A 12,859-nucleotide genomic window follows, 5' to 3' on the forward strand; every position below is an offset into this window, starting at 1 on the left:
TCAGCGACCCTGGCTTGCGTCTACACGCAATAGTTTTTCCAGCAGGCGGAATCCCTGCACCAGCACGAAGGTCATGACCAGATAGAACATGCCGGCGGCGAAGAAGATTTCTACCGGCAGGTAGGTGCGGGCGATGATTGTGCGGGCCATGCCGGTCAGTTCCAGCAGGGTGACGGTGCTGGCCAGGGCACTGGCCTTGAGCATCAGGATGACTTCGTTGCTGTACGCAGGCAGACCGATACGTGCCGCGCGGGGCAGGACGATGTAGAACAGTGCTTTCCATTTCGACATGCCCAGCGCCCGCGCCGCCTCGACTTCGCCGACCGGCACGGCCTGAATGGCGCCGCGCAGGATTTCTGCGATGTAGGCGGCGGTGTGCAGGGTCATGGTGACAACCGCACACCAGAAAGGGTCGCGCAGGTACGGCCACAACGCACTCTGGCGCACCGACTCGAACTGCGCCAGGCCGTAATAGACCAGAAACAGTTGCACCAGCAGCGGTGTGCCGCGGAAGAAAAAGATGTAGGCGTAGGGCAGGGCGCGCACCGGCCAGTGACGCGATGCACGGGCGATGCCCATCGGGATGGCGAGGATCAGCCCGGCGATGACGGCAATCGCCACCAGCTCAAGGGTCAGGGTCGCGCCCTGTGCCAGGCGTGGCAGCCACTTGATGATGACTTCCCAATTCATGACGCGCTCCTCAGAAAGCCGCGACTGGCGCGTTTCTCAAGGAAGTACATGCCGGCCATGGCCAGCACGGTCAGGCCCAGGTACATGAAGGCCGCGACCATGTAGAAGGTGAATGCTTGCTTGGTGAAGCCCACGGCGATCTGCGCGTGGCGCATGATTTCTTCCAGGCCGATCACCGAGACCAGCGCGGTGTCTTTCATCAGAATCATGAACAGATTGCCCAGGCCGGGCAGGGCGATGCGCCACATCTGCGGCAGGACCAGTTTGAAGAGGATGCGCGAGCGTGACATGCCCAGCGCCAGTCCGGCTTCACGATGACCTTTGGGGATGGCCAGAATCGCGCCGCGAAACACTTCGGTCGCGTAGGCACCAAAGCAAATGCCCAGGGCGATGACCCCGGCAGCGAAGGCGCTCAGGGCCAAGTCAGGAATGTCGAACAGTTTGCCCAGAGCGCGCATGCCGTTGACGGTGCCGAAGTAAATCAGCAACACCCAAAGCAGTTCGGGAATGCCGCGTACCAGGGTCGAGTAGGTACTGCCCAGCCATTGCAGCGGCTTGTAGGGCGAGGTCTTGGCCAAGGCGCCGAGCAGTCCGAGTATCAGCCCCAGGCACAGGGCCGAGAGTGCAAGCTGGACCGTCATCAGCGCGCCAGCCGCAAGGGCCGGGCCGAATCCGTGGAGATCAATGTTCATGGGCAGGCTTTGTCAGGGCCGGTCGCCGCGCTTCTACAGGAAGCGGCGGCGACGCGGTCAGGTGAATCAGAGGATGCTGAAAGGGAAATACTTGTCGTTGATCTTCTTGTAGGTGCCATCAGCGATGATTTCTTTCAGGGCCGCGTTCAAGCGCTCGCGCAGGGCATCATCACCCTTGCGCACGGCGATGCCGATCTTGTCGTCTTCAACGACAGGCTCGCCCTTGAACTCGAAGTTTTGCCCGGCCTCGCTTTTCAGCCACTCGAAGCTGACGTATTTGTCGGCCAGCATGGCGTCGACGCGACCGGAGGACAGGTCGAGGAAGGCGTTTTCCTGAGTGTCATAGAGCTTGGCGTCCGGGATCTCCAGTGTGTCTTCCAGCCAGGTGGCGGCCCGCGTCGAGCGTTGGGCACCCACTGACTTGCCGGCAAGGCTTTCTTTGGCTTTTTCAGTGCTCGATACGTCGATCGAGGAAGTTTTCGGCGCGATGAATTGCAGCTTGTTCGAGTAATAGGGGTTGGTGAAATCGACCACCTGCTTGCGCTCTTCGGTGATCGACAGCGATGAGATCAGGAAGTCGAACTTGTTGGCCATCAACGCCGGGATGATGCCGTCCCAGTCTGACGTCACCGCTTCGCACTCGACCTTCATCCTGGCGCACAGGGCCTGGCCGATTTCATAGTCAAAGCCCACCACCTGGCCACTCGCGTCCTTGTTGTTGAACGGCGGGTAGGCACCTTCGATGCCCATTTTCATTGTTTCAGCAAAGGCACTGCCGCTGAAGGCAAGGGTGGCCGCTGCGATCAGCAAGATCTTTTTGTACGACTGCATGGGTGTTGCTCCGTTAGCGGTGACTCGACATGAATTGTTTGCACCTTGCCGACAGCGGGTTTTCGAATACTTGCTGCGGTGTGCCCTGTTCTTCGACCATTCCCTGATGCAAAAACACCACTTCAGTTGATACCTGACGTGCAAAATTCATTTCGTGGGTCACCAGCAGCATGGTCCGGCCTTCTTCAGCCAGTGCGCGGATGACGCCGAGTACTTCCTGAACCATCTCCGGGTCGAGGGCCGAGGTCGGCTCGTCGAACAGGATAACCTTTGGTTGCATGGCCAGCGTACGCGCAATGGCGGCGCGTTGCTGCTGTCCGCCGGAAAGTTGCGCGGGGTAGGCATGGCGCTTGTCGGCGATACCGACCTTGGCCAGCAACTCTTCAGCCACTGCAATGGCCTCGGCCTTGCTCTGACCGAGCACGCGACGCGGCGCTTCGATGATGTTATCGAGCACGCTCATGTGCGGCCACAGGTTGAAATTCTGGAACACGAAGCCGATCTGGCTGCGCAAGCGATTGATCTGCCGGTTATCGGCGGCAATCAGGTCGCCGTTGCGCGCGGCCTTGAGCTTCAATTCTTCGCCGGCCACCAGGATCTGCCCCTGATGCGGGTTTTCCAGCAGGTTGATGCAGCGCAGCAGCGTGGACTTGCCGGAACCGGAGGAGCCGAGGATCGATATGACATCGCCGTCGCGAGCGGTCAGCGAGATGCCTTTGAGCACCTCAAGCTGGTCGTAGCGCTTGTGCAGGTTGCGGATTTCCAGGGCGGGCGTGGCCTCGGCCATGTGGGGTCCTCATTGAAGTGTGCGCGCTGGCTGCCAGCGAACGTCAAGCTAGCACAGCGTTTAAAGGACAACCATCAGCGTCTTTGGTCCAGCGTGGAAGGGCTCGACGGGTTGTCTCATCTGGGCAGCGGACGGTCGCATGAAGGCAAGCATGATGCCCTGCAAAACAGGGGCGTGCGCGAAAAAGGCGCGATGTTGCCAGCTTTAGCCTGGTGTTGGAAGTAGCATTTGCTGAGCGGCGGTCTGATTTGCGCACCATGTTTGCGCTTGTAAGAGGGTTTTGGGCATTTTTGGTGCGTGCATGTAGACGAATCTGAGGCGTTTGGTAACAAATCCTACAGACTGCGTATAAAACCATCGTCTTGCATGCTTCAAGCGCCACGCTACAAGCCTCGTATTCTCTAAGCGACGTCGTTTTCGAAATATTTTGGCGCAATTCTTGCGTCAATAATAAAGAACGGCACCGTAGCTTTCTTTTTACGCAATGCTTCGGTGTGCCTCGCTCGTCTTGCATAGGTGGTTTTATGAGCAGTACCGCTAACTCTTCCGAGCTCGAACAAGGGCTGAAACCGCGACACATTACGATGCTGTCGATTGCCGGCGTTATTGGTGCCGGTCTGTTCGTCGGCTCCGGCCATGCGATTGCCGAGGCTGGTCCTGCCGTGCTGCTGGCCTACGCCGCTGCGGGTACGCTGGTGGTGCTGGTGATGCGCATGCTGGCCGAAATGGCCGTTGCCTCGCCGGACACAGGTTCGTTCTCAACCTACGCCGACCGCGCTATCGGGCATTGGGCCGGTTTCACTATCGGTTGGTTGTACTGGTGGTTCTGGGTGCTGGTGATTCCACTGGAGGCCAACGCTGCTGCAACCATCCTGCACGCCTGGTTCCCCAACATCGCGATCTGGATGTTCACGCTGGTCATCACATTGCTGCTGACCGCGACCAACCTGTTCAGTGTGAAGAACTACGGTGAATTCGAGTTCTGGTTCGCGCTGATCAAGGTCGTGGCGATCATCGCGTTCGTGGTGCTGGGTGTTGCGGCGATCTTCGGTCTGCTGCCCACCAGCAACGTCAGCGGTGTCAGCCATCTGTTCGACACCGGCGGCTTCCTGCCAAACGGCATGGGCGCGGTGCTGGCGGCGATGCTGACCACCATGTTCTCGTTCATGGGCACTGAAATTGTGACCATTGCAGCGGCGGAGTCCAAGAACCCTGGCAAGCAGATCACCAAGGCCACCAACTCGGTGATCTGGCGGATCTTCCTGTTCTATCTGGTTTCGATCTTCATCGTTGTGTCGCTGGTGCCGTGGAACGACCCGCGCCTGGCCGAGGTGGGTTCTTATCAGACCGTGCTCGATGCAATGGGCATTCCGAACGCCAAGTTGATTGTTGACCTGGTGGTATTGGTTGCTGTGACCAGCTGCCTGAACTCGGCCCTGTACACCGCTTCGCGCATGCTGTTCTCGCTGGGCAAGCGCGGCGATGCACCTGCCGTGTCGAAGCGCACCAGCAAGGGCGGTACGCCTCACTGGGCGGTGCTCATGTCGACTGCGGCGGCTTTCCTGACCGTGTTCGCCAACTACATCGCGCCTGCGGCCGTATTCGATTTCCTGCTCGCCAGCTCCGGTGCCATCGCACTGCTGGTGTATCTGGTGATCGCGGTGTCGCAGCTGCGTATGCGCCAGAAGCGCATTGCTGCAGGCGAGGCCATCGACTTCAAGATGTGGCTGTTCCCATGGCTGACCTGGGCTGTGATCGCGTTCATTGTCGCGGTGCTGACCATCATGCTGCTGCAGGAAGAGCATCGCCTCGAAATCATCGCCACCGGCGTACTCAGCCTGTTGGTGATCGGCGCTGGCCTGATCGTATCGCGTCGCCGCAAGGCCGGTCGCGTGGGCGCTGCTGCGCTGGGTTGATCGCGGCCCTTAGCGGATGATGCTCGTGCCAATGCCGCGCATTGGCACGATCTTGCATCAGCGTGCAGCCTTGGTGTCTCGTTTCATCAGCAGATCGGATGCCAGGGTGTAATCCTTCTGGAAGGCAGGGCTTTCGATCCATTCGATCGCCGTGTCCTCGTCTTCATCGTGGTACATGGCGCGGTACACGATCAGCAGGCCCATCATGAAGTCCGTGGCAGGGTCTTCGTCCTCTTCGGAAACGACCAGTGCCAGTACCGGGTACTGCAGGAAGACGACGCACAGCGCCAGTTGGCTGATGGCCTCGGCGGCTTTCATGGCCACGAAGAGATCGTCATAGTCGGCCGGGTCGAAGCCGTTCTCCACGATGTCTTTGAAGTCGAACGTGTTTAGATCAAGTTCGACGTCATCAAACGGCAGATTGACCAGCGCAGAGGCGAACACCGGGTGGACGAGGCTGGTTGTGCCCTTGCCCGAGCGGTTCTGCTTGGCCTTGATCTTTGCGCGCTTGGCACGTTTTTGCTGCTTGTCTGGCGAGGCCATGAGCGGTCCTTTGGCTGGCGTGAAATGCGATGGCCGCTATTGAAGCGCAGACGGGCTGGATAACCAAGGCTTGGCCGTAATCTCTGGACAATAAAAAACCCGCAGGGCGCGGGTTTTGATGTGCGGGGCGTTACACGATCGTCATCGCTTGCCCGGTTTTGCAAACGCTTCGGCTTCATCCATGCGCGTGGCGAACATGTTCACGGCCTCGACCGCATCGCTTGCGCCGTCGCGGATCTGCACGATGACCTGTCCGGCCTGATCTGCCAGTGTCACACCTCTAATGGCACCTTCCTGCGTGGCATCCATGCTCGCCACGGCCTCACGTGTTTCGGCGAGGATCTTGCCGATCATTTCGGCAATCTCGGTGGTCGAGCCGCTGGTACGTCCGGCCAGTTGCCGGACTTCGTCTGCCACCACGGCAAACCCGCGACCCTGATCACCCGCCCGTGCCGCTTCGATGGCAGCGTTGAGCGCGAGCAGGTTGGTCTGGTCGGCGATGCCGCGGATGGTGTTGACGATGGCGGTGATCTGCTCGGAGCGATCGCCCAGCTGGCTCACCAGCTTCGCCGACGCGCCGATGTTTTCGGCAATCTGGCGCATTTCCCGAGCGGTTTCCTGAATGACCAGGGTTCCTTGTTCGGCCACTTTCTCGGTTTCTGCCGAGATATGGTAAGCACGCGACGCACCATGCGCATCGGCTTCCTGCTTTTCGACACGCTGGGTAATGTCACTGGCGAACTTGACGATCTTGTAGAGCTTGCCGTCGACATCAAAAACCGGGTTATACGTTGCTTCCAGCCAGACAACCCGGCCATGTTTGCCGAGGCGTTTGAACTGATCGCCAATGAACTCGCCCTGATTCAACTTGCGCCAGAATTCGGCATATTCCGGGCTGTTGACCAGTGCTGGTTCGCAGAACGATCTGTGGTGTTTACCTTTGATCTCGTTCAGTGCGTAACCCATGACGTTCAGGAAATTACTGTTGGCGGTTATCACATTGCCATTGGGCTCGAATTCGCAAACAGCCATGGCCCGGTCTACTGCTGCCAGCTTGCCGTTGGTCTCGTTTTCGAGCATTACGCGTTTGGTAACGTCCAGAGCATATTTGACCACCTTGAACACTTTGCCCTGCGTATCGGTCACCGGGTTGTAGCTTGCCTCCAGCCAGACGCTACGGCCATTCTTGTCGATGCGCTTGAAGGTGCCGGAGATGAACTTGCCAGCCTTCAGAGACGCCCACAGGTCCGCGTATTCACGGCTGCGGAGCATCTCCGGCTCGCAAAAGTCGCGGTGCGTCTTGCTGGCCAGCTCATCGGCCCGGTAGCCCATCGTTGCAAGGAAGTTATCGTTGGCACGAAGGATCTTGCCGTCGAGACCCAGCTCGACCACCGCCATTGATTTTTCCAGTGCGTTTGTCAGTCCTTTGAGTCCATCTACCTCGGCCTTCATGGCTGTCAGTTCAGCTTTGTTCTTGTTTCCGAACATAACCTGCCCCTTGGTGTGTTTGTGGACTTGCTGTGATTAGAGTATCGGCTCGAAAAGCTGAGACATGAACGGGTCATCGCAACAATCGACTGGATAAATGAAGAGATTTATTGGCGTCAAAAAAGTGCAGTTTTTGGTCAAAGAAAAATATATTGACCATAAGTGCACAGATATCTGGAAAAGCGGTCCGCCCGTCAAATTCCGGACAAAGAAAAGCCCGCGATGGGGGAGCGGGCTTAAGGATTCACACTTGGGAGCAGCTCTACAATGACGCGGTCGCTGTGAAAACTTTGTGAAGAGTATTCACTGTTTTCACTTTTTTTCCGGCTGGATGGTGTTGGTCACTTCGGACGTCGGCACGAAGGTCTTCGACTCTTCGGCAGCCGCTTCCTTGGACTCGGCTTTATCCTTGGCCGCTTCGGTGTTCTCTTTGGCAGCCTCGTTCACTTTGTCCTGAGCAGACTCCATCTTCTCCTGGGACTTCTCCTGATGCGCCTGAGCGTCCTGTGCCTTCTGTTCGGATTTGCTGTCGCAGGCAGCCAGACCCAGAGTGGCGGCGAGGATGAGGGCGGAGGCAGTTAACTTGAGCACGGAATTTTCCTTGTGGAAGCAAATGTATGGCTTCGATGGCGGGCAGGGAAAATTAGTTCAATGGGATGGGGGTGGCAGGGCTCTGGATGGCTGGTATGAGTAGCAGAAGGCCGTTGTGATCTTCTCAAGTGTTGCCTTGAACGGCACCTTTACATGCCGCCAGACTAATCACCCTGTGAGTCAAGCGACTTTCAGCTCGGACTCTTTCCACTGTGTTCCGTCCAATTCGAACGCGGCTCCTTCGTGGGGTTGTGCATTTCGTTCGAAGATGATCGGACCAAAATTGGCGTGGATATAGGCAGCGTAAAAAGCCCTCATGGCAACGTCAGCTGGTCCCGGTATTTCTTGAGATTCGCGCTTTTCCCAGTTGGCAATGGTCTGCACATCGACCCGGAAAATGGCTGCAGCCTCCTCCTGAATGAGATCCTGCTCCTTTCTCAAAAAGCGAAACTGACGCCCGGTCATTGGCGTTTTCTGGCCAATGATATCCACAGCTATCGCTCGATGAAGTCCGTCGATATCTTCAATCTTCACACCTTCGCCGTATGGCGTTTCGAGGATCGTATAACCATTTTTCAAGAAGATGCCGTCCAGTCCACTGCCTTTATATTTGTACATTTTCATACCTCCCACACCGTAATTGCGAAAAGCTCGTCAGGCTCAGGACTTGGATTGACGGCTACTACCATGCAGACAACATCTCTCGGCGCGAGCTCGCTCATCCGGAACTCGAAGTTGCCATGCTTCTCGCTGTACGTAGGCCCTCGGATGATTGCTCCTCGACGCAGGCATCTCAGGGCCTCCGTGGCGGTTATGCCGCGCTCATAGAGGCGCTCCAGGCAATGCTCGCGAAAAACGACTTTGGAGGAGTCTCTTGCCAGGACATGAACAAGATCCTCAAGTTGCTGCTTGCTCCACAAGGGCTGCCTGTTTTTCATGCTGCCTATAATCCTTATAGGTGACACCATAGTAGGGTGTCGTCCTTGCGTCGTAAATAATGATTATTTTCCGCTTGAGGCGTCGCGCTTGGAGCCTTTGGAATTAGCGGGTTTTGGTTTGCCGAGGCTTGGCTACCTTGTCACGCGCCGCGAAATGCGGGCAAGCGAATAAGCCGGATGGCGGCCGACGTGCGGCGCAGGAAGAGTCGACACGTGCAGTAGTCTGATTCTACTGGTCTCTTCTGCGCGCGCAGGGTGCAGACACGTCTGTCATTCAAAAAAACCAGACAACAAAAAGCCCGCACGAGGCGGGCTTCTTGTGTGCTTTCAGGTGTGCTTAGCATCACCTGAAAACGAAAGGTGGTGCCCAGAGACGGAATCGAACCGCCGACACGGGGATTTTCAATCCCCTGCTCTACCGACTGAGCTATCTGGGCAACGGGGCGCATTAGACGTGTTTTTCAGGAGGTCGTCAAGCGTGTTTTTTAAAAAATTTGAATTATTACCGACGCTTACGACCTTCACTGCGTGAAACGCTTTATTTTTCGGGGGGAACGTAGCCTTCGGCCTGGGCGTATTCTTCGCCGGAGAGAAACTTGTCCATCTCGGTCTGGAGGAATTTACGGTCTTCGGCGTTCATCATGTTCAGGCGACGCTCGTTGATCAGCAGGGTCTGGTGTTTCTGCCAGTCGGCCCAGGCTTTCTGCGAGACGTGGTTGAAGATGTCCTCGCCCTTGGCGCCCGGATACGGGGCGCGTTCCAGGCCGGGCAGTTCTTCTTTGTATTTGCGGCACATTACGGTGCGGGTCATGACGACTCTCCTGCGTTCAATACGTCGGCTGCGCGTTTGAGCAGCTTTTTCACCGGGGCGGCAAGGCCCAGGCGTGGCGGGGTGGCGAGGTTATACCAGAGCCAGTCAGCCTCGGCCACGTGATCGGTGGACTCCTGGACCTTGACCAGCCAGGGTTCGATGCTCAACTGGAAGTGGCTGAAAGTGTGGATCAGCCCCGGCAGTTCATGGTGCTCGCCCAGTTGCAGCGCGTGTTGGGTGGCCAGGTGCTGAAGGTCATCGAAGTCATCCAGTTCCGGAAGGCTCCACAGGCCGCCCCACAAGCCGCTGGAAGGGCGACGATAAAGCAGAATCGCGCCGTCTTCGTTGGCGAGCATCGGCATGAGCGTGCGTTTCTGCGGCACGGTCTTGCGTGGTTTGGGGATGGGGTAGCGGGTTTCCAGGCCCAGCATGTGCGCCTCGCAACTGCGTTCCAGCGGGCAGAGCAGGCAGCTGGGTTTGCTGCGGGTACAGAGCGTGGCACCGAGGTCCATCATGGCCTGGGTATAGTTGTTGACCCGGCTGTGCGGTGTGAAGCGTTCGGCTGTAGCCCACAGCTGTTTGGCCACCTTGGGTTCGCCCGGGTAGCCCTCTTGCGCGGTGAAGCGCGCCAGCACGCGTTTGACGTTGCCATCGAGGATCGGCGCGCGAATGCCCATGCTCAGGCTGGCAATCGCGCCTGCGGTGGACAGGCCGATGCCGGGCAGCAGAATGAGCTTTTCGACATCGCGGGGAAACTCGCCGCCATGGTCGGCGACCACGATTTTTGCCGTTTTCTGCAGGTTGCGGGCGCGGGTGTAGTAACCCAGCCCGGTCCACAGGTGCAGCACTTCGTCCTCGGGCGCGTCGGCCAGCGCCTGCACGGTCGGCAGGGCCTCCATGAAGCGGTCGAAGTAATTCAGAACGGTGCTGACCTGGGTCTGCTGCAGCATGATTTCCGATACCCAGACCCGATACGGCGTGATGTCTTGTTGCCAGGGCAGGTCATGTCGGCCATGACGGTCGTACCAGTCCAGCACGGCGCTGGAGAATTGTTCGGGTTGCATGGCCTGAAGGGCTCTCGTCGTCGGGGTATGAGTCGGGATAGGAAAGGTTGCGCCAGTGGAGCGCCGCGAGGGCGCTCCTGAGCAGTTCACGTTGCCCTAGCGCTTGAACAGTCCCTTGAGGGCGTCCTTGAGCTCGGGGCTGACCTTGTCACCGAGTTTGTCGTTCAGCTTGTCCTCGAGCTTCTCGCTGATCCGGTCGCCCGCCAGTTTCGCAGCGATCTGGCCGATACCTTCCTTGTCCAGACGGCAAGCCTTGGCGCCCAGTTCCAGCGGGCCGCGGCACTGCACCGGCCACTCGATACCGACAAAGCGCGGATTGATCTCGCAGGCCGGGTCCGGCATGTCGCTCTTGTCGCCTTCGACGATGATGCCGACGCGGTAATTCATGCCCAGTACGCGCAGGTCGATGTCGCCGTTACCGTTGACGGCCATGCCCGGCGTACGAACCTTGAGGTCCGGATTGCTGGCCACGCCGTTGCGTACCACCAGATTGCCGTTGAGCTGCTGGAAAGGGGTGTCCTTGGCGCGCGGTTCGCCGCTAAGCGTCTTGCGGTTGAGGATCGAAATACCCTTGCACAGCTGCTGCTCCAGGTTGGCATTGACCAGTACGCCGTTATTGAGCGCAAAGCTGGCGGTGCCGTTCAGGCTGTCGATCAGGGCTTTTTCGCTGTTGCCTGTACCGGTCAGGTTGCTGTCGAGGTTCAGCAGGCCACGCACTGGCGGCGTCTGGCCCTGGCTTTCCAGAATGCGTTCGACCGGTACTTTGGCAATGCGCGTCTGCACCGTGGCCACAGGCGTGTCCGGACGCGTGTCCAGATTGCCCTTGACCTCGAAGTTGCCGTTGTACAGGTCGCCACTCAGCGTATCGACCTTGATAAGGCCACCGTTGGCCTGGGTCTTGAACGCTGCGTTGTCGATGGGCAGTTTGTTCAGGGTCAGTTTGCCGAAGCTCAGGTCAGCCTCGACATCCAGCGTACGCAAGCGCTCCAGTGGCAGCAGCTTTGTGGTGCTCCAGGCAGCCTTGGTCGGTTGCTCGGGCAGCGGTGAGTCGCCCGCAGCGGCGGCGGCTTCACCGGACTGAACCTCGGATTTGCGCGCGGCTTTGGCACCTTTGCTTTCTTCGCTCTCAGCCGGACGATAGCGGTCGGCGTCGAAGGTATCGCTCTTGAGCTGGACACGCAGCGCCTGTTTGGCGAAGTCGTCCACGGCGATGCGACCCGTGAAGGTGCTGTCGTCGACTTTCAGGTTTAGGTTGTCCAGCGCAAGGCTGGTAGGCGTACCCGCCAGGCGCGTGACCATTTCAACCTTGCTCAGCGCACCCTCGGACATGGCTGGCAACGGCTGACCGATGTTCTCGAAGAACGCGCGCAGATCGAGCTGGGCAATGGACAGGCCGCCGCTGATCTGTGGCGTTTTGTCCAGGTCGCGGGCACGCAGTTCGCCGAGTGCACGCAACTGGTTGGCCGAGACTTTGAGGCTGTTCCATTCAGCGATATTGGCGGCCAGGTCAACGAGCAACTGGCCCTGTGCCGAGAAGGTCACGGTCTTGCCTTGCAGCGGCTCGCCGGCGACTTCACCGGACAGGCGCATGTCTTCGAATTGATAACGCTTGAGCACGCGGTCCATGCGCAGTTCGCCGACCAGTTCGGTCTTGGCGCGCACGACTGGCTGGTTGGTGCTCAGGAACGCCGTCAGTTTGATCGGGATGTCGGACGCTTCACGAATCGGCCCGGTGCTCAGTTGAATGCTCTCGGCGGTGAAGGTTCGGCCTTTTCGGGCATCGCTGTAATCCACGCGGGCGTTGTTGACGGTCAGGCTGTCGATATCCAGCCGGATGGGCTGGGAAGGGCGGTCGGCCTTGGGCGCGTCCGGGGCTGGTGCAGGAGCCGGTTCGCCAGGCGCTGCAGTGGTTGCGACAGCGGGCTTGCCGATGTCTTCCCAGTTGCCATGGCCGTTTTCGTCACGGTGCAGGGCCAGGTTAAGGCCTTCGACGCGGATGTCGCTCATCTGCACCTGACGACGAAGCAGCGGCAGGACACGTACGGACAGGCCGAGCATCTGCACATCGGCAAACGGCTGATCGGGGGCGGTCAGGGTGGCGACATGGGCGTCGTGCAATTCCAGGCCGAGCCAGGGGAACAGGCTCCAGCCGATATCGCCGTTGAGCGTCAGCTCGACGTTGGCCTTGTCGCGTGCCAGCTGGCGAATCTCGTCTTTGTAGTCGTTGGGATCAAACAGGTGGGTCAGGGCGAAGCCGAGAGCCACGATGATCAGCAACAGCCCGAGAATAAACAGCCCCAGGATTTTGCCGAACGCTTTCATGGGCGAGTCCTTGTGTCGATGTTCAAAAATAGCCCGTGAGTATACCGCTCTGACGCGCGTACCGGGCTGCGGATGCCGTTATTGCTGTCCGGTCTGTGGTTTGAGGTGTCCGCGCGCCTCTCGACCAGACCGCCAAACAGTTTTTGCCGCAACTAAGGTTCTGACAGTTTTTCTTATCATTTAATT

Annotated in this window: 13 protein-coding genes and 1 tRNA gene; 1 reads left to right on the forward strand and 13 read right to left on the reverse strand. The window is 58.7% G+C overall.

Features of this window, described 5'->3' with window-relative positions; translation table 11 throughout:
* The 4 genes from RYB09_RS16705 to RYB09_RS16720 form a co-directional block, all read right to left on the reverse strand.
* Positions 1-690, reverse strand: coding sequence for an ABC transporter permease (locus tag RYB09_RS16705; RefSeq protein ID WP_005730196.1), 690 nt, complete (start codon positions 688-690; stop codon positions 1-3).
* Positions 687-1,382, reverse strand: coding sequence for an ABC transporter permease (locus RYB09_RS16710; RefSeq protein WP_003318319.1), 696 nt, complete (start codon positions 1,380-1,382; stop codon positions 687-689). The genes RYB09_RS16705 and RYB09_RS16710 overlap by 4 nt, the downstream gene beginning before the upstream one ends.
* Before the next feature lie 66 nt (positions 1,383-1,448).
* Complete coding sequence (locus RYB09_RS16715) at positions 1,449-2,213, reverse strand: ABC transporter substrate-binding protein (RefSeq protein WP_230017090.1); 765 nt, start codon at positions 2,211-2,213, stop codon at positions 1,449-1,451.
* A gap of 13 nt (positions 2,214-2,226) precedes the next feature.
* Entirely contained in the window at positions 2,227-3,000 is a 774-nt protein-coding gene (locus RYB09_RS16720; RefSeq protein ID WP_016981246.1) for an ABC transporter ATP-binding protein, read from the reverse strand.
* A 524-nt stretch (positions 3,001-3,524) separates the two neighbouring features.
* On the opposite strand from RYB09_RS16720, the gene gabP reads away from it, so the two are divergent.
* Positions 3,525-4,916 (forward strand): GABA permease, encoded by a 1,392-nt coding sequence (gabP, locus tag RYB09_RS16725; RefSeq protein WP_316889416.1) that lies wholly within the window; start codon positions 3,525-3,527, stop codon positions 4,914-4,916.
* 57 nt (positions 4,917-4,973) lie between these two features.
* Here gabP and RYB09_RS16730 read toward each other — a convergent pair whose 3' ends face one another.
* The 9 genes from RYB09_RS16730 to RYB09_RS16770 form a co-directional block, all read right to left on the reverse strand.
* Positions 4,974-5,459 carry a hypothetical protein gene (locus tag RYB09_RS16730; protein WP_005745037.1) on the reverse strand — a complete coding sequence of 162 codons (486 nt, stop codon included), beginning with the start codon at positions 5,457-5,459 and terminating at the stop codon, positions 4,974-4,976.
* Between the two features lie 141 nt (positions 5,460-5,600).
* Positions 5,601-6,947 (reverse strand): methyl-accepting chemotaxis protein, encoded by a 1,347-nt coding sequence (locus RYB09_RS16735; RefSeq protein WP_054995674.1) that lies wholly within the window; start codon positions 6,945-6,947, stop codon positions 5,601-5,603.
* A 312-nt stretch (positions 6,948-7,259) separates the two neighbouring features.
* Positions 7,260-7,538 carry a lipoprotein gene (locus RYB09_RS16740; protein WP_003318312.1) on the reverse strand — a complete coding sequence of 93 codons (279 nt, stop codon included), beginning with the start codon at positions 7,536-7,538 and terminating at the stop codon, positions 7,260-7,262.
* A 180-nt stretch (positions 7,539-7,718) separates the two neighbouring features.
* Entirely contained in the window at positions 7,719-8,162 is a 444-nt protein-coding gene (locus RYB09_RS16745) for a helix-turn-helix domain-containing protein (RefSeq protein ID WP_003372222.1), read from the reverse strand.
* Positions 8,159-8,476: a DUF4258 domain-containing protein gene (locus tag RYB09_RS16750; protein WP_058400059.1), complete on the reverse strand. Its 318-nt coding sequence runs from the start codon at positions 8,474-8,476 to the stop codon at positions 8,159-8,161. The genes RYB09_RS16745 and RYB09_RS16750 overlap by 4 nt, the downstream gene beginning before the upstream one ends.
* Positions 8,477-8,837: 361 nt before the next feature.
* Positions 8,838-8,913 (reverse strand) — tRNA-Phe (locus tag RYB09_RS16755).
* A gap of 101 nt (positions 8,914-9,014) precedes the next feature.
* A complete protein-coding gene (locus RYB09_RS16760) occupies positions 9,015-9,287 on the reverse strand; it encodes an oxidative damage protection protein (protein ID WP_002555777.1) in 273 nt (90 codons plus the stop codon).
* A complete protein-coding gene (gene mutY, locus RYB09_RS16765) occupies positions 9,284-10,351 on the reverse strand; it encodes an A/G-specific adenine glycosylase (RefSeq protein ID WP_058400060.1) in 1,068 nt (355 codons plus the stop codon). The genes RYB09_RS16760 and mutY overlap by 4 nt, the downstream gene beginning before the upstream one ends.
* A 96-nt stretch (positions 10,352-10,447) precedes the next feature.
* Positions 10,448-12,673 (reverse strand): AsmA family protein, encoded by a 2,226-nt coding sequence (locus RYB09_RS16770; RefSeq protein ID WP_316889421.1) that lies wholly within the window; start codon positions 12,671-12,673, stop codon positions 10,448-10,450.
* Positions 12,674-12,859 lie beyond the last annotated feature (186 nt).

It is taken from the genome of Pseudomonas syringae group sp. J254-4 (assembly GCF_032586855.1).
GTDB classification, from domain to species: domain Bacteria; phylum Pseudomonadota; class Gammaproteobacteria; order Pseudomonadales; family Pseudomonadaceae; genus Aquipseudomonas; species Aquipseudomonas amygdali.

Coding starts and splice junctions, on each gene's coding strand:
- mutY (WP_058400060.1), bottom strand. CDS start 10,351: ATGCAACCCGAACAATTCTCCAGCGCCGTGCTGGACTGGTACGACCGT.
- RYB09_RS16760 (WP_002555777.1), bottom strand. CDS start 9,287: ATGACCCGCACCGTAATGTGCCGCAAATACAAAGAAGAACTGCCCGGC.
- RYB09_RS16745 (WP_003372222.1), bottom strand. CDS start 8,162: ATGAAAATGTACAAATATAAAGGCAGTGGACTGGACGGCATCTTCTTG.
- RYB09_RS16750 (WP_058400059.1), bottom strand. CDS start 8,476: ATGAAAAACAGGCAGCCCTTGTGGAGCAAGCAGCAACTTGAGGATCTT.
- RYB09_RS16735 (WP_054995674.1), bottom strand. CDS start 6,947: ATGTTCGGAAACAAGAACAAAGCTGAACTGACAGCCATGAAGGCCGAG.
- RYB09_RS16720 (WP_016981246.1), bottom strand. CDS start 3,000: ATGGCCGAGGCCACGCCCGCCCTGGAAATCCGCAACCTGCACAAGCGC.
- RYB09_RS16705 (WP_005730196.1), bottom strand. CDS start 690: ATGAATTGGGAAGTCATCATCAAGTGGCTGCCACGCCTGGCACAGGGC.
- gabP (WP_316889416.1), top strand. CDS start 3,525: ATGAGCAGTACCGCTAACTCTTCCGAGCTCGAACAAGGGCTGAAACCG.
- RYB09_RS16710 (WP_003318319.1), bottom strand. CDS start 1,382: ATGAACATTGATCTCCACGGATTCGGCCCGGCCCTTGCGGCTGGCGCG.
- RYB09_RS16730 (WP_005745037.1), bottom strand. CDS start 5,459: ATGGCCTCGCCAGACAAGCAGCAAAAACGTGCCAAGCGCGCAAAGATC.
- RYB09_RS16770 (WP_316889421.1), bottom strand. CDS start 12,673: ATGAAAGCGTTCGGCAAAATCCTGGGGCTGTTTATTCTCGGGCTGTTG.
- RYB09_RS16715 (WP_230017090.1), bottom strand. CDS start 2,213: ATGCAGTCGTACAAAAAGATCTTGCTGATCGCAGCGGCCACCCTTGCC.